The sequence below is a fragment of the Mesorhizobium sp. GW821-FHT04C10 genome (genome assembly GCF_059420305.1).
Genome location: NZ_JBWKTL010000001.1, coordinates 6,784,528 through 6,805,095, shown reverse-complemented (window position 1 = coordinate 6,805,095; position 20,568 = coordinate 6,784,528). Strand labels below are relative to the sequence as shown.

Here is a 20,568-nt window from a genome sequence, read left to right as displayed (position 1 = left end):
AGATGTGCTTGTGCTCGACGCGCAGCCGCGATTCGCAATGGCCGCTTTGCGCCTCATTGGACCCCGGCAGGCTGGAAGTTGATCAGTCTTTCACGCCCATGGCGAGCGCGGCGGCGATGGCATCTAGCCGCTCGGGTGTTGGATGGTTCTTCAACCGCAGCAGATTGAAATCGAGGTGCTCCTTCTTGAACATGGAGACCAGGGTGACGCCTGCTGAATTGGTTGCGAATGCGTAATCGGCGAGAAATGCGACAGCAACGTCAGTCGGACTGCCGCGGTATCCGAGGTCGCCAAGAGCGGCCAGTATTTCCTTTTGCGCATTTAACGTCTCGACGATGCGATCGAGGCCTGAAAAGGACCCATGCGTCACAAACGTTTTGTGCCCGCGAGCGCGCTCCTTCAACTTCCCGAGGTTGGGCTCCAGCGGGGTATTGGCAATCTGAACGAATCGATAGGGCAGCGCTTCATCGAGAGCCGTCATGCCAGCCTCGAGGTCTCCTGCGACCGAAATGGCCCGGGCCTTCCCGTCCTGAACCACGCGCTCCACGGTCCGGATGATATCCTCGCGAACAAGTTCCTCGGCGGTCGGACGATGCAGCGCAAGGACATCGACGTAATCCGTGCGAAGACGCCGCAGGCTCTCCTCGACGCTTGATCTTATCAACTCCGCAGACAGCGGCACTTTGAATGGCGTGGGGCGCACTCTTGATGCATAGCGCTTGAGCGCCGGAACCGTCGCAATGGCAATCCGTGACAACGGCTTCAGCACGCGCATGGTTGTGGAGGTCTTGGGCGGACGCATGCCAACCTTGGTGCAGACGCAGACGCTATCGCGCTTCCTGGATGCAAATTCGCCCCAGATCGATTCCGCCATCCCGTCGCCATAGGAAGGCGCTACGTCGTACCACGTTATCCCCGCCTCGTACGCGCGCTCGAGCGTCTCGAGCCCCTTGCGAACTCCGATGCGAGAACCAAGCGAAGCGCAGCCAAAACCGACACTTGATACCTTGCTGCCGATAGCTTCGACAAAGACCAGCTTCATGACGAAGACTCGTTTTCAAGCCGGCATCAAGCCCGCCCCCAACCTTAGTCGACTGACATTTTGTCTTTCTGTCAAGGCATGGCGTCCTTGGGGGGGCCCGCTTCCTGCGCCCATTTCGGGCAAAACCCGAACAGCGTGCTCGGCCTCGTCCTTTTCGATCAGCGCGCCATAGTGGCGTTTGCTACCTGATGCCGGGAATTCGTGGGTCGACGTCCATGCTTACTTCCGTCACCAGCTTCCGGCGCAGGGCCGTGGCATAGTCGCTTGGGCCCTTCGGTGTCATGACGAAGGCTTGCGAGCCGCCAATCACCGATTGGGCGAAATAGGATGCCAATGGTTGGTCGGGATTCTCATCTTCTGCTGGGATGGCGATCGCATTGATCGTGTATCCCTTGGCGATGGCGTTGAGCCTGCTGGGCTGGACGGGAAGGCCATCGTTGTTCTCACCGTTGGAAGAGATGTCGATCACTTTCTTGGCCGCCTTTCCAGGAAACTGATCGAGCAGAAGCGTTCCGACGTCGATGGCCGAGGAAACGGATGTGCCGCTTCGCCCCCTGCGAATATGGCCGGTATCGCCTCTCTTGCTGATCACCGAAGCCGCCGCCTTGGCATCTTCCAGCCCGCAGATGCTTGTCCACGGCAGCACGATGCGTGTGTGCCCGGGGCTTGACCATTCAAAGTAGGCCACGCTGATGCAGCCAACATAATTTCGGGTGATGGCCGCGATAATCTCGGGCGAGGTGAGCGCCGCGGCATGCCCCTCGCGCTGCATGTCGGCAATCTCCGGATCAATCGAGGACGAGAAATCGACCGCGAACACGACAGCAACATCAACATTGGCGGCACGGGCTTGTGGCGCCCAAAACACCGAAGCGGCAAGGATTCCCGCCAGTCTCAAATATGAGCTGGCCCGTTTTGCCGGCCCATTGGCCGGTCGTCCCGCCTGCTCGCGAAAGGAGGCCGCCGCGGACAAGGCGCCTGCGTCCTGATGCATGCTTTCGACCATGTTATTCTCCATCCCGACAACCGCTTGCTTTCAAGGCGGTCATTTTCAACATGTGGAAATTTGGCGTGGGGCCTTGGTCCCCACGCCGAACAGCAGCAGGTCGGCTTTGGTCCACAAAAGGTAACAGCCGAGCAAAGTCAGTGGCATGGCGAGCGCCGTGAAGGGCCCGCCCGACCAGACCTCCAGCAGCGCCCAGCCAAGGGCGACGGTTGTCGCCAGCATCGCCGGCAACCGGCTGGCGAGCACCGCGCTGCGGAACGGATCTGGCCAGCCGGCCGGCCACATGGGAACCGGCGTGCCCGGCCTGTGGAAGGTGCTGCCGAATTTGCCCAGCGCATGCAGCAGGCCGGAGGTCCCCGCGAGCAGCGGCTCGCCGAGCAGCAACAGGGCAACGCCAAGCCCGATGGCGCCTATGCCCGACAGGAAGTCGCCCAGACGGTTCAGGGCGGGATCGGGAGCATCCGGCCTTGCCCAGGCTCGGTGATAGGCCTCGCCGCCGCAGAAGAAGACCAGGGTCGCCAAGGTCAGCGCAACAGTGCCATGGCTGCCGGCGAAGTAGTCCATCACCGCCGCGGTGACAGCGCTTCCCTCGTAGAAGCCGACCGGCGCGGCGGCAATCTGGATCGCAAAACCGACGATGAGGCCGAGTGCGTTGCCGCTGTTGTAGTAGCCGCCGGGTCCCTTCAGGCGGGCACGAAGCGCCGATACCAGATGGGCGAGCGGAAGAAGCATTGCCCGCGCGGTCACCACCGCGACCTCGCGACAAGTCCAATCGCCGTCGATAGGGCGATCGGCCCCGTGCCGAGGAGCGGTCGGGTCGGGAATGCGTTCGCATCACCGGCAAGTTTCATCACATTCCTCCATGGGATTTGAAGTGGCGGCGGGACGATCGCCCGTCCAGGCTGCGGTCGCGCCGGCGAGGGCCGTGTCGAAGCTGTGAATTGGACCGGCCAGCAAGGCCGCGCGTGCACGCGGCGCTCGGCTCGACATCGCGACGGACAGGATCGCACCGAGAATGATCGCGGCACCCAGTGCGCCCGCGGGAGAGTTCCGCTCGCCGAGGAAGATCGCCGCGCCTAAAGCCCCGAAGACGCTTTCGGCACTGACGATCACGGCGGCATGACTGGCGGGGGTGAAGCGCTGGGCGGCAATCTGTATGCCGAAAGCGATCGCGGTGGAGAACACGCCGAGGACCGCCAGTTCCGGTCCGGCTGCAAATGCCGCGGCCAGCGACAGGTTGCCTTGCATTGCCCCGAGCGGCAGGGCGAAGGCGGCGGCGCCCAGGAACTGTGTCGCCGCGCTGGTGAACGGCCGCGCATGGGCTTGCATGTACCGGCCGAGCTCGACCATCCACAGCGCATAGCAGGCGGCCGACAGGATGGCGGTGAGATCGCCGCCGCCGAGACTGCCGATCCCGCCGGACAGAAGCAGGGCGCCGGCCACGGTCAACCCGGCGGCGACCGTGAGGCTCGCGGTCGGGCGTTCACCGATGAGCAGCCAGGCGGCAAGTGGCGTCATCACGGTTGCCGTGCTCACCAGGAAGCTTGCATTTGTGACCGTGGCGCCGAGATAGCAAAGCTGCTGAAGCGTGATGGAGACGGCAAACAGCGCGCCCACCCTGACCAGACTGGAAAAATGGCCCGGCCCCGCGGGCAGTCGCCTTTCGGTCAAGACAAAGGGCAGCACAAGCAACCCCCCGATCAGGCAGCGCAAGCCGACGGCACTCAGCGCGTCAAGATGAACAAGCACCGTCTTTTGTGCGACGTTGCCCAAGCCCCATAGGGCAGCGGCAAACAGCAGCAGCAAATTGGCCTTAAGCTCGGACATCCACCGCCCCCCTTGGAGTAGCCTGTCGCGGGCTTGCGATGGCTCCAACCATTTCAGGGCGGCCGGTTCCGTCCCCCACAACCGGCGTTTCGTTCAGTTGCCCCTACTTGAGCGATGTCTTAATTGATCTGCCGTCACGGTAGCGCTTGAACGCGTGGTTCCACCGGTTGCGAAGCGTTAGTTTTGAGTTAGAATTTCGTTAGGCTGGGAAGCTGTTAAGAACATGCAAAGTGGGGACAGCGTCGCCGCAAGTAAAATCTCACTCTTCGGCGGCTTTCGAATTGAGAAGGAAACTGTCGGTCCGCTCTGGCTGACCGGGAAGCGGGGCCCCGCGATCATTGCCTATCTGGCCCGGTGTCCAGGCATGACGGCGACAAGGGAGAAGCTGGCTGATCTGCTATGGAGCGATAGCGACAGCGAACACTCGCGCAACAGCTTGCGGCAGACCCTCAGCGTTCTACGCCGGGATCTGTCGCGGGCGGGCGTGGATATCATCCATTCCCGGAGGGAGTTGATAGGCCTCAGGCCGGACGCGGTCCGAGTTGATGTCGAGGAATTTGAATCCGGGCTCTCCGCCCGCTCCGCGCCGGACCTCGAGACGGCTCTGGCGCACTATACCGGACCGTTTCTCGATGGCGTCTATCTGGGGAGCAACGCTTTCGATGACTGGGCGGCGTCGGAACGCGACAGGCTGCTGGGCCGTGCGCTTGAGTCCTTTGAAAAACTTGCCCGCCTCGTGGACACAGAGGCCGGGCTAGCCCTGGCCGATCGAATTCTGGGCATGGAGCCGACGCGGGAGGAGTCCTATCGGCTCAAGATGGAATTGCTTGCCGCGTGCGGCCAGCGCGACAGGGCGATAAGGACATACGAGGCTTGCAGGAGCATGCTGAAGAAGGAGTTCGGCGTCGAAGCGAGCCCGGAGACGCGGGCGCTATGGCAATCCCTGCTGTCTGCCGCTGACACGACAAATCCGCAGTCGGCCAACGCTGCTCCAGCCAGCCAGCGCCCCGGGCGCCCATCCATCAGCGTTGCCGACTTCGTCAATCTGACGGGAAAGCGAGGCGATGACTTTTTCGCCAAGGGGCTCGTCCAGGACATTACCACGGCCCTCTCCGAGGTTGCCGACTATGTCGTGCTCTCCGGGCTCCCGTCTTTGGAGAAGAACGGCGATGAACTCAAAACGCCGGCCTTGTTTCGAGCGCGTTACATGCTCAATGGCAGCATTCAGCGATCCGGCGACGAATTGAGGGTGAACGTCCAGCTTGCCGACGCCGGCAGCGGCCAGAATGTCTGGGCTCAGAAATTCGACGGCCACTCCGAGAACGCGCTCGAATTCCAGGACAGGATCGCACAGTCGGTTGTGCTGGCCGTGATCCTCGAACTGCAACTGACGAACTGGAAGGTTCGCGACAAAAGCCCGCCGGGTCCCCCCGAAGTGCGCAGGTTGGTGAACGAAGCTCTCATGAAGTATTTTGAGATGACCCGGGACTCGTTGTTGGTCGGGATAGAGCTCGCCGAGAAGGCCCTTTCGGTAGGCCCCGACAATGCCCGTGCACAGCGAACGCTTTCGATCGCAATCTCCATGAGCGTGGCGTTCGGCGCGCTGCCTCGGGAGCAGGCGCAGATCGAGCGTGCGATTGAGCTTGCGAAAGCGTCGGTACTGGCGGTGCCTGACGACGAAATTGCCCGCTGCATCCTGTCATTCGCTCTTGAAAGTTCCGGCCGTATCGATGAGGCGATCGCCGAATGCCAACACGCGATCAGTCTCAACCCAAGCTACCCGTCTGGCCACGGCGACATTTCGATGCTTTTTGCGTTGCGCGGACAGGTCAGTGAAGCAGTGCGTGAGGCCAATGAGGCAATCCGGCTCGGAACGCATGACGTCATCGATTTCTGGCGTCACCACGGCCTGGTTGTGGCGCTGTTTGCCGGCGGAGATGACCGGCGGGCGCTTGAGGTCGCCCGCAAGGTGGTCAGGACAAAGCCGGGCTTCGTTCGCGGCGCCCTTTATTGGGCCGCGAGCGCTTCGGCCACCGGAAACAACGAAGAAGCGTCGCGGGCCATCCATCACTGCCTGTCACAGCTTCCTCATCTCAACCTGGGCAATGTCTGCCCCGGCTTTGTGCCACGCTACGTGAAGGATCATCATCACTCGAGATTCCTTGAAATGCTGTCGAGGGCTGGCCTTCCGAGTTCTTGATGCGGAGTCATGAAGAGACCGGCGCAGGTGCTGGCCTTTCTAGCATTGGTGCGACCGTCGGATTGTTTGAAAAGCGCGCGCCTGGGAACAACTGGAGATTGATGGAGTGTTTTGCGGAATAGTCTAGGATGCCGGAGGCGATCGAGGGTGCGCGCCATGGGATCCCAGCCGACCGACACAAAACGCCGCTACGAGTATGAACTCGGCCACACCGATCGGGAGTTGCGACGGTTGGCGACCCAAGCTGCGCTGGTCGAGCCGTTCACACGAAGTTATTTGCAACGCGCCGGGGTAAGTCAGGGCATGCGGGTGCTGGATGTCCGCAGCGGCGCCGGCGACGTCACTTTTCTTGCCGCGGATTTGGTTGGACCGGCCGGGGAGGTCGTCGGAACCGACCGATCGCCGACGGCGGTTGCCGCCGCGACCGCACGAGCGAAAGAGCATCTGCTAAGCAATGTCGGCTTTGTCGAAGGCGATCCGGCGAAATTGACGTTTGACGTTCCATTCGATGCGATCGTCGGCCGGTATGTGCTGATGTTCTCCCCGGATCCCGTCGATATGCTGAGAGGCGTCACCAGGCACCTCAGACCCGGCGGCGTCATCGTCTTCCACGAGGTGGACTGGACAGGGGCGGGTTCTTTTCCGCCGGCGCCGACTTACGACCGTTGTTTCCGATACATCGTGGAGACGTTCCACAAGGTGGGCACCAATCCCTACATGGGCCTGAGACTTCATGCGGCCTTCATCGAGGCCGGCCTGCCTGCGCCGACGATGGCGGTCAGCGCCCTGGCTGGTGGCGGCTCCGATGGACTAAGCGGCATCGACCTCATTTCCGATCTCGCCGTCACCATGGCACCGGTTATGGAACAGACCGGCGTTATCAATGCCTTGGACCTTCAACCCGAAAGCCTGCAGGAGCGGATACGCGAGGAGGCCACCACCAACGGAAGCGTCGTCGTCGGCCGCTACGAGGTAGGAGCATGGGCTCGCCTGACAGGATCACCCCCGGCGCGCCAATGAGCAGAAAGGCCGCTTCCTCTATTCCCGCTGCACCAGTTTTCCTTGTTTCTTGAGTTGGCCTGCTTCGGCGCCCCGGCTGTTGTCAGCTGTGCAGATGCGTCAGTTCGAACCCGGCGTCATCCTGCGCGTCGGACAGGTGTTGTTCGGCGGACCGGAACATGTCCGAGAACTCCATCTCGTTCTCCAACATCACACCGCCGACCTTTATGGTGAGGACATCCTCGGTGCCTTTTGGCGCGAAATAGACCTGTGCGACACGCGTCCGGATACGTTCGCCGACTTCCCTGGCCTCTGCTTCCGTCGCGCCCGAGAGGAAAACCCCGAACATCGAGGCCCCGATGCGTCCGACCAGATCCTCCTCGCGCACCGACGACTGTATGGTCGAGACGATGAGCCGCAAGGCCTCGTCGCCCCATTCGAGGCCAAAGCGGATGTTGATGGACCGAAGGTGTTCCGGGTGGATGATCAGGAAGGCGCCCGAGCGTGGTCCTGGCCCCGATCGCCTGGCGGCCCGTCGTTCAATCATCGACGTGAAGACCGGCCCGTTCAGGCAGCCCGTCAGCCTGTCATACGTTCCGGACTTGTTGAGCTCCTGCCGGTAGCGGTGGATTTCGACCCGGTTCCAGCCGATCAGCGCGAAAAGCGGCAGGCCGATGATCACCGGCAGCAGTCCCGCGGTGATCATGCTGCGGGCGAACGGCGTCAGCGTGTCGCTGAACAGGAGCATGTAGTTCAGTCCAAGGGAAAGGCCGAGGCTCCCGGCTGTTCCCAGGACCGTCAACCACGCGACGCGCTTCCAGGGCTGGGCAGTGGTGGTCGCCATTGGTCTCGTCATTGGCCAATCTCCTGTCAGATCAGCTGGTATAAGGCCTGCCTGCCGTAATTTCGGTTTCGCCGAACCGTACAATTTGAACGATCCATCCTTGGTCTTCGCGCGACTTCGGCAACCGAGCCTGTCCCTCCAGCCTATCGCGGCGGCCCGAAGATACCCATCTCGGCATCCCTGGCGATTGCTTCCGCCTTGCCATAGATGCCACTGGGCAGTGCCATGGCCCAACCATTGGCGACGAGCCAGGCGCCGACATCCTGCTTGCCCAGCCGGCACGGCGCGGCGATGGCAAAGCGCTCGGGTTCCGGCGGCAGAACACAGGTCAGCGCGCGCCCCCGCAGCCAGGCATTGAAGGCCGCGCGGGCGCGCAGCCCACAGGGCCAGGCTTCGTCGCGAAACGAGCAGGTCTGGGCCACGTCGATGTCCAGAGCCCCGCTGATGACCACCTTCCGCCCCATCGATTCGAAAGTCGCCGACGACGTTGCAATTGGATGGTAGAGCAGGGTTTCGCGCCAGTCCTGCGGCATTGGCGTCCTTGGGCGGACGGCGAGGCCGAGTTCACCGAGCGGCGGCCGGGCTTCGACCCGCTCGATTTCCGAGGCGTCAACCGGCGGCGGGGCGATAAGGCTCTCGGCAATCCGCCGTGCCGGTTCTCGCCTTGATCCGTCGATAATGGCCGTGTCCGCCGGGGCCGCTTGCTTGCCGGAATTGTCCAGCGACGGCGCAGGGCCGGGCCGGTCGAGGGAAAGCAAGGCTCCGGCGCGCATGATCAGGACAATTCCGACCAGCAGTTCAAGGCCCCCGACCGCGATCATCAGGCGGGCATGCCGGCCCATCAGGCCATCGCGGCGTTCGAGCAAGGTCCCGCCGGCAGCCGGTCAGAAACCCGACGTCGATTTGGCAACCAGTTTGAGCACACCCTTGTCTATCCGATAGAATGGCATCGATCTTTGGCTGGATCCGTCGGCGCGAAAACGGAACAGACCTGTCGATCCGCGAAATCCGTTCGGGTTTTCGAGCACCTGTTTGCTGAAGCCGTCAGGTCCGACCGCGCTCGCTATCCCAGCTGTCAGGGCAACCATATCATAGGCATAGGCCACATTGACGTCGGCCGGGTAGTTGTATGTCGTCCTGAAGCGGTCGGCGATCGGTCCGGTTTCGCTTGAATCGAGCGTGGCGATGTATGCACCCTCGAACAACGGATCCATGGGATGTTCCAGCCAGCGGTCCGTTCCGACGACAGAGATTGCCTTTCCCGGAATGCCTTTTGATTTGAGAGCGGCAAGGACGGGCGAGGGGCTGCCGTCGCCGCTGGCAACGATGACCGCGTCGGGAGCGTCGACGAGCGAGCCCATCTGGTCGATCGCCTTCGCGCCGCCGTCGCCGGGCGAATAAGGCAGAGTGACCGCGAGCGTTGCGCCATAGATGCTAAGGCCGTTCGCCACCCGCTTCTCCACGGCGCCGGCGTTTGAGCCTTCCGCGACCAGCAATACGAACTTCTTGCGGCCTTTCGCGGCGAGCCCAGCCGCGCCCGCCGCGGCGCTGTCGGCTTCGCTGAGGCGCACGGCATAAACCCCGGCGCCGCCCGCGAAATTATCGGCAAGCGCCAGGACCGGCGGCCGCTTTGATCCGGACAGCGTGGCAATATGCTGGGCCGCCGGCAGTTCGGTCGGACCGATGACCACTTTCGATCCCGTCGTTATGGCCTGCACGGCCTGCTTGCTGGCCTGTGCGCTGTCGCCCTTGGTGTCCTCGATCGTCAGCGTCAGCAATCCATTGCCGATATCGGTCATCGCCAGCTTGGCGGCGTCACGCATCTTCCTGCCGGTCTCCCCTGACGTCCCGGACGCCGACAAGGGCAGCAACATCGTGACTTTGGTCGAACCGGTGCCGAGCGACTGGCTCGCCTGGGCCGGACCGGCGCCGGCGGCGCCATTCTGGCCGGCAGGCGCGGCAACCGCGGCCGGATCGAGCACGTCGGAAACGCCGCCTTTCGACTGGCAGCCCGACACTATCGTGGCGAGCGCCAGGGCGATCGCCAAAACTTGCGGGTTGCGGACCTGCCGGCCTGCTTCCATGATTGCTCCACCCTGTGTCTGCCGCCGGGTATTTCCCCGGTCTGGTCTTCAATTCATGTTGCGGCGGATCTGCCGTGCCGTGTTGCCGTGCTCTTCAAGGAGGCGGGCCCTCAGCGCCTTGAGGATGGTTCGATCGCGCCTGCGGCGGCGGACGCGGATCACCCGGGAACCGGCTCATTGTGTCCGGCGCGATACTTCGTGCGGTGGTGTACACCGTCCGCGGCAAGTTCCGTTGGACTGCGCGGCAAACTGGCGATGCTGGTCAGGGGGATTATGCCGGCGACCGCCCCCAGGATCGATCGCTCGGCTGTCATGATGGCCAACAGGCGCGGCCTATCCTGTCAGTGCATGTACTCGACCATGCGATCGTGGAAGCACTCGCATTTGTTGAGTGTGTCTTCGTCCTTGTAGTTCGTCTTCAGATAGCCATAGGCCATGCCGCAGGCGACCTTGGCTTCCGATGCCCACACGAATGCCGGCCGGGATGAATTGATCCATTCCGAACTGTTGGCGACGGCGACCGACTCGTCCATCAGCTTCACCACCTGTTGCTTGAGATCGACGATATTGTCGGTCAGCACCAGGTTGGACGTGCTGACGGTGCGGCAATAGTCGCCCACAGGTCCCTCGATGATGTCGGCGGCGAAGCCCGTCGATCCAGCCAGCAGCAGCGCGGCGGCCGTAGCCAGCAATCTTCCACAACGCTTCATGTAAGTCCCTCTCCAAACTGCAATTTTACGTTTCGCTAATATATAGCACGGGAGCACGGCCACGCATAAGTGCTAAATCGTGGCCGTGTGCTGCTGATGCTGCGTGTCGTCGTAGAGGATGTTGATCGTGCCGGCGGCTGGCGCGTTCTGCAGAACGGCGACATCGACGAAGTTGGCAGTGTTGCCCGAGCCGCTGGTGTCGACGCTCACGGCACCGGTCGCATTGTTGTAATGCACATAGTCGGCGATGTTGCCGACTGGCGCCTTGTCGAACAACGCGCTCAGGTCGATCTTGTCCCCTTCGCCGCTATGATAGTCCGAGATCAGGTCCTTGATGTTCAGATTGTCGATCTTGAAAGTGTCAGCGCCTGAAGTGCCGACCATGGTCGACGTGCCTGCGGAGCCTGCACTATCGAAATTGCCGAAGCCGATGTCGCCAACCGCACCTGTCTGGCCATCGGCGGTGATGAAGGTGGCTTCGCCATAGGTCGAGACCGAGCCGTCCGCCGAAACCGAGTGCTGATTGTTGCTCTCGAGACCGATCTCGACGATGCCCAAGGCGGCCAGAGACTTGAACTCGCCTGGATCCGACACGCCGTTGCCGTTGGCATCCTGCCAGACACCAAATTGCGCAAAGTCGTGATCGGCGGCGGTCAGCTTGCCGTCATGGTTCGTGTCGTAAAGCTGCTCGAGTGCGGCAAGGTCGGTCGTGGCACCAGGGGCTTGCTTGGTGAACACAAACTCCGACGCATTGCTCACCTTGCCGTCGCCGTTGAGATCGATCGCCAGGATGCCGTCATGCTGGTCGACCCATGCGGTTTTCGAAGCGACGCCATCGCCGTTATAGTCGTATGAAACGGTGGAGTGCGTCAGATCGGTGGTGTGGATCCCGTCGTGGTTGAGATCGAGCACGATCGGAGCGGCGACAGCGAAAGGCGCCAGTCCATCTTTCACATGCACTGAGAAATTCGCGGTGGCTGTCGTATCCCCATCGCCGTCAGCGAGTTGCAGGCCAAACGGGATGGTATGGTCGACGCTGGTGGAGACCACTCCGAGAGCGCTTAGGTTGAGCTTAAAGCCTCCGGGCGTGGAGACGTCATACACGTCGATCCATGCGATCTGTTTGCCGTCCGACGAACTGATGGTCTGCGACGTGGCACCAGCCCCGGAAATGAAGGCTTCCGTGCCTCCACCGACGTAATGAGCAACATACTCGATCTTGTCGCTTGAGCCGAGTGCCTTGCTATATGAGAACGTGGCATAGGTGGCGTTGGCCAGGGCGCTGGGCGGCGACGGTGCCCCGTAGGAACCAGCGCCATCGTAGTCGTTGAGTGCTCCGAAGTCGAAGCGCATGAACTGTCCCGGGAGGAAGTTATTGCCGCCGAGACCCCAGCCCTGATTCGAACCGTTGACATCGTTTCGTTGTGTCAATGACGGATCGCCGCCGGCCAACCAGGCCGCTTCATGTGCGGAGGTAAAGGTGCCGTTGGCATCAGTTGGCGCCCAACCAGTCACCATGGTGACCAACTGGTGGGTCGTGGGATTCTCCACGTATTTGTTGGTCGTTGGACCGCTGCCGATCGCGCCGTCCGACGCGTTCGAAAGCTTGGTCACCGTGCCATCGAGCGGCGCGAGCAAGTCGAACACATACTGCCCTGACGTGCCGGCGGTGGGATTGACGGTAAGGGTGAAAACCGCCGTATCGCCTGCGTTGACGGTGCCACTGGCGTCATTGTCGGCATAGGCTGTCAAGACATTGCCGACCTGCGCCGTCACAAGGTGATGTCCTGCCGAGGTCAGACCAGTTGTATCGGCCGTGATCGTCATGGCTGATCCGACGCCATCGGCACCGGCGACAAAATGGAGCGTGCCGACCGCAGGCGTCTGCGAAGGGTCGTCGTTGGTTTGCTGATTCTGCACGGGGCCTAAAGTCGGAACGTCGTCGACGATCTCAATGGTGATCGCTGCCGGGGCATTGGCGCCGGTCTTGTCGGTAACCGTTAGGCCGAAGACGTCGGTTTCCGTCACATTGGGCACATCGGTGGTTGCAGAGGTCAGGTGATAAACATAGGTCGCAACCCCGGTTGCCGCATTGTAACTCGTGATCGTGAGTGTGCCGTGATCACCGTTGATTACATTGTTGTTGCCCAGGTTGGCGATGAGGATAGTCGTGCCCTTGACGGTGACAGAGGCAACATCGCTCAGGCCGTCCGGATCTGAAACCTTGAATGTGCCGTCGACATCGATGGTAGTTGGACCGACCTTGGAGCCCGCGGGCAGGCCGGCTTCGTACACCATGTCGTTGGCGCCACCAGGATTGCCGGTATCAACCGTGATCGTGGGTGTGTCATTGGCGCCGTTGATGACGACGGTGACCTGTTGGTCGTCCCAGGCGCCCTTGTCGTCGGTGACGCGCACCGTGTAGGTCTCGGTCACGGTCTGGCCTTGCGCCAGCCCCTGCACGGCGGCGCTGCCGTTGTTGAGGGTGTAGGTCCACTGGCCGCTGCTGTTGACGCTGAAGCTGCCATAAGCCGTGCCGGTGCCCTGCGGACTGTTGGGGCTGACGCTCCAGGCGGCCGTGTGACCGGTGTCGGGATCCGCCGAGGCCAGCTGGCCGCTGGTGGTCAGCGTGCCGTCTTCGGTCACGCCGCCGGCCGCATTGCCCGCCGCATAGCTGATGACGGGGCTGTCGTTGGCGCCGGTGATGATGACGGTCACGTCCTGGGTGGAGGTCGCGCCCTTGTCGTCCGTCACCGTCACGGTGAAGGTCTCGGTTGCGCTGGCACCTTCGGCCAGCGCGTTGGTTGCGGGCTTGCTGTTGTCCAGCGTGTAGGTCCACACGCCGGTGGTCGGGTTGACGGCGAAGCTGCCATAGGTGCCGGCGGCATTGCCGCTCCAGGTGGCCGTGGCGCCGGTGTCGGGGTCGTGCGAGGTCAGCGTGCCGGTCACTGTCGGCGTGCCGGCCGTCAGCGCGCCCGGATCGGTCGAGGTCGTGCCGGCGATCGCAGTGCCGGGATCGGCATTGCCGGCCTCGACGACCACACCCGTGGTGTCCCCGGTGATCGTGGGTGTGTCATTGGTGCCGTTGATGACGACGGTGACCTGTTGGTCGTCCCAGGCGCCCTTGTCGTCGGTGACGCGCACCGTGTAGGTCTCGGTCACGGTCTGGCCTTGCGCCAGCCCCTGCACGGCGGCGCTGCCGTTGTTGAGGGTGTAGGTCCACTGGCCGCTGCTGTTGACGCTGAAGCTGCCGTAAGCCGTGCCGGTGCCCTGCGGACTGTTGGGGCTGACGCTCCAGGCGGCCGTGTGACCGGTGTCGGGATCCGCCGAGGCCAGCTGGCCGCTGGTGGTCAGCGTGCCGTCTTCGGTCACGCCGCCGGCCGCATTGCCCGCCGCATAGCTGATGACGGGGCTGTCGTTGGCGCCGGTGATGGTGACGGTCACGTCCTGGGTGGAGGTCGCGCCCTTGTCGTCCGTCACCGTCACGGTGAAGGTCTCGGTTGCGCTGGCACCTTCGGCCAGCGCGTTGGTTGCGGGCTTGCTGTTGTCCAGCGTGTAGGTCCACACGCCGGTGGTCGGGTTGACGGCGAAGCTGCCATAGGTGCCGGCGGCATTGCCGCTCCAGGTGGCCGTGGCGCCGGTGTCGGGGTCGTGCGAGGTCAGCGTGCCGGTCACTGTCGGCGTGCCGGCCGTCAGCGCGCCCGGATCGGTCGAGGTCGTGCCGGCGATCGCAGTGCCGGGATCGGCATTGCCGGCCTCGACGACCACACCCGTGGTGTCCCCGGTGATCGTGGGTGTGTCATTGGTGCCGTTGATGACGACGGTGACCTGTTGGTCGTCCCAGGCGCCCTTGTCGTCGGTGACGCGCACCGTGTAGGTCTCGGTCACGGTCTGGCCTTGCGCCAGCCCCTGCACGGCGGCGCTGCCGTTGTTGAGGGTGTAGGTCCACTGGCCGCTGCTGTTGACGCTGAAGCTGCCGTAAGCCGTGCCGGTGCCCTGCGGACTGTTGGGGCTGACGCTCCAGGCGGCCGTGTGACCGGTGTCGGGATCCGCCGAGGCCAGCTGGCCGCTGGTGGTCAGCGTGCCGTCTTCGGTCACGCCGCCGGCCGCATTGCCCGCCGCATAGCTGATGACGGGGCTGTCGTTGGCGCCGGTGATGATGACGGTCACGTCCTGGGTGGAGGTCGCGCCCTTGTCGTCCGTCACCGTCACGGTGAAGGTCTCGGTTGCGCTGGCACCTTCGGCCAGCGCGTTGGTTGCGGGCTTGCTGTTGTCCAGCGTGTAGGTCCACACGCCGGTGGTCGGGTTGACGGCGAAGCTGCCATAGGTGCCGGCGGCATTGCCGCTCCAGGTGGCCGTGGCGCCGGTGTCGGGGTCGTGCGAGGTCAGCGTGCCGGTCACTGTCGGCGTGCCGGCCGTCAGCGCGCCCGGATCGGTCGAGGTCGTGCCGGCGATCGCAGTGCCGGGATCGGCATTGCCGGCCTCGACGACCACACCCGTGGTGTCCCCGGTGATCGTGGGTGTGTCATTGGTGCCGTTGATGACGACGGTGACCTGTTGGTCGTCCCAGGCGCCCTTGTCGTCGGTGACGCGCACTGTGTAGGTCTCGGTCACGGTCTGGCCTTGCGCCAGCCCCTGCACGGCGGCGCTGCCGTTGTTGAGGGTGTAGGTCCACTGGCCGCTGCTGTTGACGCTGAAGCTGCCGTAAGCCGTGCCGGTGCCCTGCGGACTGTTGGGGCTGACGCTCCAGGCGGCCGTGTGACCGGTGTCGGGATCCGCCGAGGCCAGCTGGCCGCTGGTGGTCAGCGTGCCGTCTTCGGTCACGCCGCCGGCCGCATTGCCCGCCGCATAGCTGATGACGGGGCTGTCGTTGGCGCCGGTGATGGTGACGGTCACGTCCTGGGTCGAGGTCGCGCCCTTGTCGTCCGTCACCGTCACGGTGAAGGTCTCGGTTGCGCTGGCACCTTCGGCCAGCGCGTTGGTTGCGGGCTTGCTGTTGTCCAGCGTGTAGGTCCACACGCCGGTGGTCGGGTTGACGGCGAAGCTGCCATAGGTGCCGGCGGCATTGCCGCTCCAGGTGGCCGTGGCGCCGGTGTCGGGGTCGTGCGAGGTCAGCGTGCCGGTCACTGTCGGCGTGCCGGCCGTCAGCGCGCCCGGATCGGTCGAGGTCGTGCCGGCGATCGCAGTGCCGGGATCGGCATTGCCGGCCTCGACGACCACACCCGTGGTGTCCCCGGTGATCGTGGGTGTGTCATTGGCGCCGTTGATGACGATGGTGACCTGTTGGTCATCCCAGGCGCCCTTGTCGTCGGTGACGCGCACTGTGTAGGTCTCGGTCACGGTCTGGCCTTGCGCCAGCCCCTGCACGGCGGCGCTGCCGTTGTTGAGGGTGTAGGTCCACTGGCCGCTGCTGTTGACGCTGAAGCTGCCGTAAGCCGTGCCGGTGCCCTGCGGACTGTTGGGGCTGACGCTCCAGGCGGCCGTGTGACCGGTGTCGGGATCCGCCGAGGCCAGCTGGCCGCTGGTGGTCAGCGTGCCGTCTTCGGTCACGCCGCCGGCCGCATTGCCCGCCGCATAGCTGATGACGGGGCTGTCGTTGGCGCCGGTGATGGTGACGGTCACGTCCTGGGTGGAGGTCGCGCCCTTGTCGTCCGTCACCGTCACGGTGAAGGTCTCGGTTGCGCTGGCACCTTCGGCCAGCGCGTTGGTTGCGGGCTTGCTGTTGTCCAGCGTGTAGGTCCACACGCCGGTGGTCGGGTTGACGGCGAAGCTGCCATAGGTGCCGGCGGCATTGCCGCTCCAGGTGGCCGTGGCGCCGGTGTCGGGGTCGTGCGAGGTCAGCGTGCCGGTCACTGTCGGCGTGCCGGCCGTCAGCGCGCCCGGATCGGTCGAGGTCGTGCCGGCGATCGCAGTGCCGGGATCGGCATTGCCGGCCTCGACGACCACACCCGTGGTGTCCCCGGTGATCGTGGGTGTGTCATTGGCGCCATTGATCTCGAAGGTGATGGTCTTGGTGTCGGCGTCGCTGTCATGATCGGTCAGCGTGTAGCCGAGCGAGACGTTGATGGTATCGCCGCTCTCCAGCGCCTGCGTCGCGGGCTTGCTGTTGTCCAGCACGAAGCTCCAGGTGCCGTTGGCGTTCTGTGTCAGCGTGCCGTAGTCGGTCAGGTTGATAGCGTTGACGCCCAGCGTTGCCGTCACCGTGCCCCAGCTCACCGAGCCCGAAGCCGCTGGGCCGTCGGCGCCGAACGTGTTGTTGTAGTCGGTCGTGACATTGCCGCCGACGGTGGTCGTGGCACCGTCCTCGGTCAGCGCGCCGGCATTCGCATTGTGCGCAGCAGGCACATCGTCGACGATGACGATGCTGATGGTGCCGTCGCCATGGGTGCCGCCGATGCCGTCGACGGCGACCGCAACGCTGTCGGGCAGCGTGTTGTTGCCGTTGCCGGCGGGGTGGGTCTGCGCGGCATTGAGCGTATAGCTGTAGGCGAAGGTGGCGTCCGTGCCGCCTCCCGCCGGTGTCACGCCGGTGATCGTCAGCGTGCCTTCACCCGTGTTGATGGTCTTGCCGACCCAGTCACCCAAAGCGTGGGTCTCGGTGCCGATGGTCACGTCCTTGATGCCGTCGGTGGCCGTGACCTTGAACGTGCCGGCGTCGGTCTCGCTGGTGTCGGCAACCGAGGTCAGGCCGTGTTCGTAAACGACATTGGAAGCGCCGTTGGCATTGGCGTCGTCGCTCGGCGTGACCGTGACGGTCGAGCTGTCGTGGGCGCCATTGATCTCGAAGGTGATGGTCTTGGTGTCGGCGTCGCTGTCGTGATCGGTCAGCGTATAGCCGAGCGAGACGTTGATGGTATCGCCGCTCTCCAGCGCCTGCGTCGCGGGCTTGCTGTTGTCCAGCACGAAGCTCCAGGTGCCGTTGGCGTTCTGCGTCAGCGTGCCGTAGTCGGTCAGGTTGATAGTGTTGACGCCCAGCGTTGCCGTCACCGTGCCCCAGCTCACCGAGCCCGAAGCCGCTGGGCCGTCGGCGCCGAACGTGTTGTTGTAGTCGGTCGTGACATTGCCGCCGACGGTGGTCGTGGCACCGTCCTCGGTCAGCGCGCCGGCATTCGCATTGTGCGCAGCAGGCACGTCGTCGACGATGACGATGCTGATGGTGCCGTCGCCATGGGTGCCGCCGATGCCGTCGACGGCGACCGCAACGCTGTCGGGCAGCGTGTTGTTGCCGTTGCCGGCGGGGTGGGTCTGCGCGGCATTGAGCGTGTAGCTGTAGGCGAAGGTGGCGTCCGTGCCGCCTCCCGCCGGCGTCACGCCGGTGATCGTCAGCGTGCCTTCACCCGTGTTGATGGTCTTGCCGACCCAGTCACCCAAAGCGTGGGTCTCGGTGCCGATGGTCACGTCCTTGATGCCGTCGGTGGCCGTGACCTTGAACGTGCCGGCGTCGGTCTCGCTGGTGTCGGCAACCGAGGTCAGGCCGTGTTCGTAAACGACATTGGAAGCGCCGTTGGCATTGGCGTCGTCGCTCGGCGTGACCGTGACGGTCGAGCTGTCGTGGGCGCCATTGATCTCGAAGGTGATGGTCTTGGTGTCGGCGTCGCTGTCATGATCGGTCAGCGTGTAGCCGAGCGAGACGTTGATGGTATCGCCGCTCTCCAGCGCCTGCGTCGCGGGCTTGCTGTTGTCCAGCACGAAGCTCCAGGTGCCGTTGGCGTTCTGTGTCAGCGTGCCGTAGTCGGTCAGGTTGATAGCGTTGACGCCCAGCGTTGCCGTCACCGTGCCCCAGCTCACCGAGCCCGAAGCCGCTGGGCCGTCGGCGCCGAACGTGTTGTTGTAGTCGGTCGTGACATTGCCGCCGACGGTGGTCGTGGCACCGTCCTCGGTCAGCGCGCCGGCATTCGCATTGTGCGCAGCAGGCACGTCGTCGACGATGACGATGCTGATGGTGCCGTCGCCATGGGTGCCGCCGATGCCGTCGACGGCGACCGCAACGCTGTCGGGCAGCGTGTTGTTGCCGTTGCCGGCGGGGTGGGTCTGCGCGGCATTGAGCGTATAGCTGTAGGCGAAGGTGGCGTCCGTGCCGCCTCCCGCCGGTGTCACGCCGGTGATCGTCAGCGTGCCTTCACCCGTGTTGATGGTCTTGCCGACCCAGTCACCCAAAGCGTGGGTCTCGGTGCCGATGGTCACGTCCTTGATGCCGTCGGTGGCCGTGACCTTGAACGTGCCGGCGTCGGTCTCGCTGGTGTCGGCAACCGAGGTCAGGCCGTGTTCGTAAACGACATTGGAAGCGCCGTTGGCATTGGCGTCGTCGCTCGGCGTGACCGTGACGGTCGAGCTGTCGTGGGCGCCATTGATCTCGAAGGTGATGGTCTTGGTGTCGGCGTCGCTGTCATGATCGGTCAGCGTGTAGCCGAGCGAGACGTTGATGGTATCGCCGCTCTCCAGCGCCTGCGTCGCGGGCTTGCTGTTGTCCAGCACGAAGCTCCAGGTGCCGTTGGCGTTCTGTGTCAGCGTGCCGTAGTCGGTCAGGTTGATAGCGTTGACGCCCAGCGTTGCCGTCACCGTGCCCCAGCTCACCGAGCCCGAAGCCGCTGGGCCGTCGGCGCCGAACGTGTTGTTGTAGTCGGTCGTGACATTGCCGCCGACGGTGGTCGTGGCACCGTCCTCGGTCAGCGCGCCGGCATCCGCATTGTGCGCAACAGGCACATCGTCGACGATCTGGACTGACAGCGTGGCCGGAGCCGAGGTGTCGCCGTCGGTGTCGGTCACCGTCACGGTCATGTTGTCGTAGATGGAATCGATGCCGGCGCCGGGATGGGTCTCGCTGTGGACAAGCGTGTAGCTGTAGCTCACCTGGCCGGTGCTGGCATCGTAGCCGGTGATGGTCAGCGTACTGCCGAGCGGCGTGGTGATGCTGACCGGCGTCGATGCGCTGTTGGCAAGCGCGGCACCCGAAATCACCTGGCCGGCGATCGTCAGCGAGCCGACACCGTCGGGGGAGGAGATGGTGAACGTGCCGGTATTGATCTCGCTGGTGTCGGGAGCCGAGGTCAGGCCCTTTTCGTACACGATGGTGTCGCCGCCACCGGCCTCGGGCGTCAGGTTGCCGATCGACGGTGTGGAATCGGGCTTGAGAAGAGACGGGAACAGCTCGCGGTTGTCCGGCTGGCCGAACGCCAGATCCGTCGGCGGCAACAGTGCCGACAGGCCGAACCCGTCGCCGATACCGCCTGGGGGAACCGAGAAGTCTCCGCCTGCGCTCGAGGTCGAACCCCCTGAACCCGCCGACATCGACCCGTCGGCGCCAAAGGCGACATCGACATGGCTTGCTTCCAACGCCGCGATCAAGGCAACGCGCGGCACTTCGACGTCGCCTATGATGAAGGTCGGCACGTTGAGGGCGCCGTCCTTGATGACGATCACTGAACCGTCGGCCTGTTCGAGCACGAGATTGTGGCCGTCGACCTTGATGTTGTCGATCGAAACGTTGGCTGGAAGTTTCACCATATTGCTGGTGTCGGCCACATATTCGTGCGGGGCCGCTGCCACCGGGGCCTTGGCCTCCGCGGGTGCTTCCGGTTTGACGGGCGTTCCGTTGCCGACGTCGACTGGAACCGGCTCAGTGGCTGCCGGAGCTGCCTTTTGCGCCGGGGCCGCTTCCGCGACCTGAATCTGCGCCTGCGACGGCAAGCCATTATGTTCAGAGTGCTCGTCCCAGGAATTCGAGACTGTGTCCAAATCGTTACTGTTCGTCATGGCCAAAACCCCTCCGGCATTTCCCGGATAGAGACAGTGGCCCCCTCTACTTTGCAACTATCCTGCAATCTGTTTCATATATTCGGATATGCGAGCTTCAGTA

General features: G+C 63.9%; 11 protein-coding genes. 2 read left to right on the top strand and 9 right to left on the bottom strand.

Features of this window, described 5'->3' with window-relative positions:
* Positions 1 to 82 precede the first annotated feature (82 nt).
* From AC07UC_RS32480 to AC07UC_RS32465, 4 genes are all read right to left on the bottom strand, one after another.
* Entirely contained in the window at positions 83 to 1,042 is a 960-nt protein-coding gene (locus tag AC07UC_RS32480; protein ID WP_494908732.1) for an aldo/keto reductase, read from the bottom strand.
* A 181-nt stretch (positions 1,043 to 1,223) separates the two neighbouring features.
* Positions 1,224 to 2,048 (bottom strand): DUF1194 domain-containing protein, encoded by an 825-nt coding sequence (locus AC07UC_RS32475; RefSeq protein ID WP_140775259.1) that lies wholly within the window; start codon positions 2,046 to 2,048, stop codon positions 1,224 to 1,226.
* Positions 2,049 to 2,093: 45 nt separating this feature from the next.
* Positions 2,094 to 2,780, bottom strand: a complete 687-nt coding sequence (locus tag AC07UC_RS32470; RefSeq protein ID WP_494908731.1) for a hypothetical protein — start codon at positions 2,778 to 2,780, stop codon at positions 2,094 to 2,096.
* Positions 2,781 to 2,882: 102 nt separating this feature from the next.
* Positions 2,883 to 3,875: a DMT family transporter gene (locus AC07UC_RS32465; RefSeq protein WP_494908730.1), complete on the bottom strand. Its 993-nt coding sequence runs from the start codon at positions 3,873 to 3,875 to the stop codon at positions 2,883 to 2,885.
* A 223-nt stretch (positions 3,876 to 4,098) separates the two neighbouring features.
* On the opposite strand from AC07UC_RS32465, the gene AC07UC_RS32460 reads away from it, so the two are divergent.
* The gene (locus tag AC07UC_RS32460) at positions 4,099 to 6,075 is read left to right on the top strand and encodes a BTAD domain-containing putative transcriptional regulator (RefSeq protein ID WP_140775257.1); all 1,977 of its coding nucleotides are present in this window, start codon (positions 4,099 to 4,101) and stop codon (positions 6,073 to 6,075) included.
* 156 nt (positions 6,076 to 6,231) lie between these two features.
* The gene (locus AC07UC_RS32455; RefSeq protein ID WP_494908729.1) at positions 6,232 to 7,095 is read left to right on the top strand and encodes a methyltransferase domain-containing protein; all 864 of its coding nucleotides are present in this window, start codon (positions 6,232 to 6,234) and stop codon (positions 7,093 to 7,095) included.
* Between the two features lie 82 nt (positions 7,096 to 7,177).
* Here the strand turns inward: AC07UC_RS32455 and AC07UC_RS32450 are convergent, their stop codons facing one another.
* The 5 genes from AC07UC_RS32450 to AC07UC_RS32430 all read right to left on the bottom strand — a co-directional run bounded on the left by AC07UC_RS32450 (position 7,178) and on the right by AC07UC_RS32430 (position 20,465).
* Complete coding sequence (locus AC07UC_RS32450; protein ID WP_494908728.1) at positions 7,178 to 7,930, bottom strand: GGDEF domain-containing protein; 753 nt, start codon at positions 7,928 to 7,930, stop codon at positions 7,178 to 7,180.
* A gap of 131 nt (positions 7,931 to 8,061) precedes the next feature.
* Complete coding sequence (locus AC07UC_RS32445; protein WP_494908726.1) at positions 8,062 to 8,784, bottom strand: thermonuclease family protein; 723 nt, start codon at positions 8,782 to 8,784, stop codon at positions 8,062 to 8,064.
* An 18-nt stretch (positions 8,785 to 8,802) separates the two neighbouring features.
* The gene (locus AC07UC_RS32440) at positions 8,803 to 10,002 is read right to left on the bottom strand and encodes a type 1 periplasmic-binding domain-containing protein (protein ID WP_494908725.1); all 1,200 of its coding nucleotides are present in this window, start codon (positions 10,000 to 10,002) and stop codon (positions 8,803 to 8,805) included.
* A 341-nt stretch (positions 10,003 to 10,343) separates the two neighbouring features.
* A complete protein-coding gene (locus tag AC07UC_RS32435) occupies positions 10,344 to 10,712 on the bottom strand; it encodes a hypothetical protein (protein ID WP_140775254.1) in 369 nt (122 codons plus the stop codon).
* 72 nt (positions 10,713 to 10,784) lie between these two features.
* Positions 10,785 to 20,465, bottom strand: coding sequence for a VCBS domain-containing protein (locus AC07UC_RS32430; RefSeq protein ID WP_494908724.1), 9,681 nt, complete (start codon positions 20,463 to 20,465; stop codon positions 10,785 to 10,787).
* Positions 20,466 to 20,568: the final 103 nt, after the last annotated feature.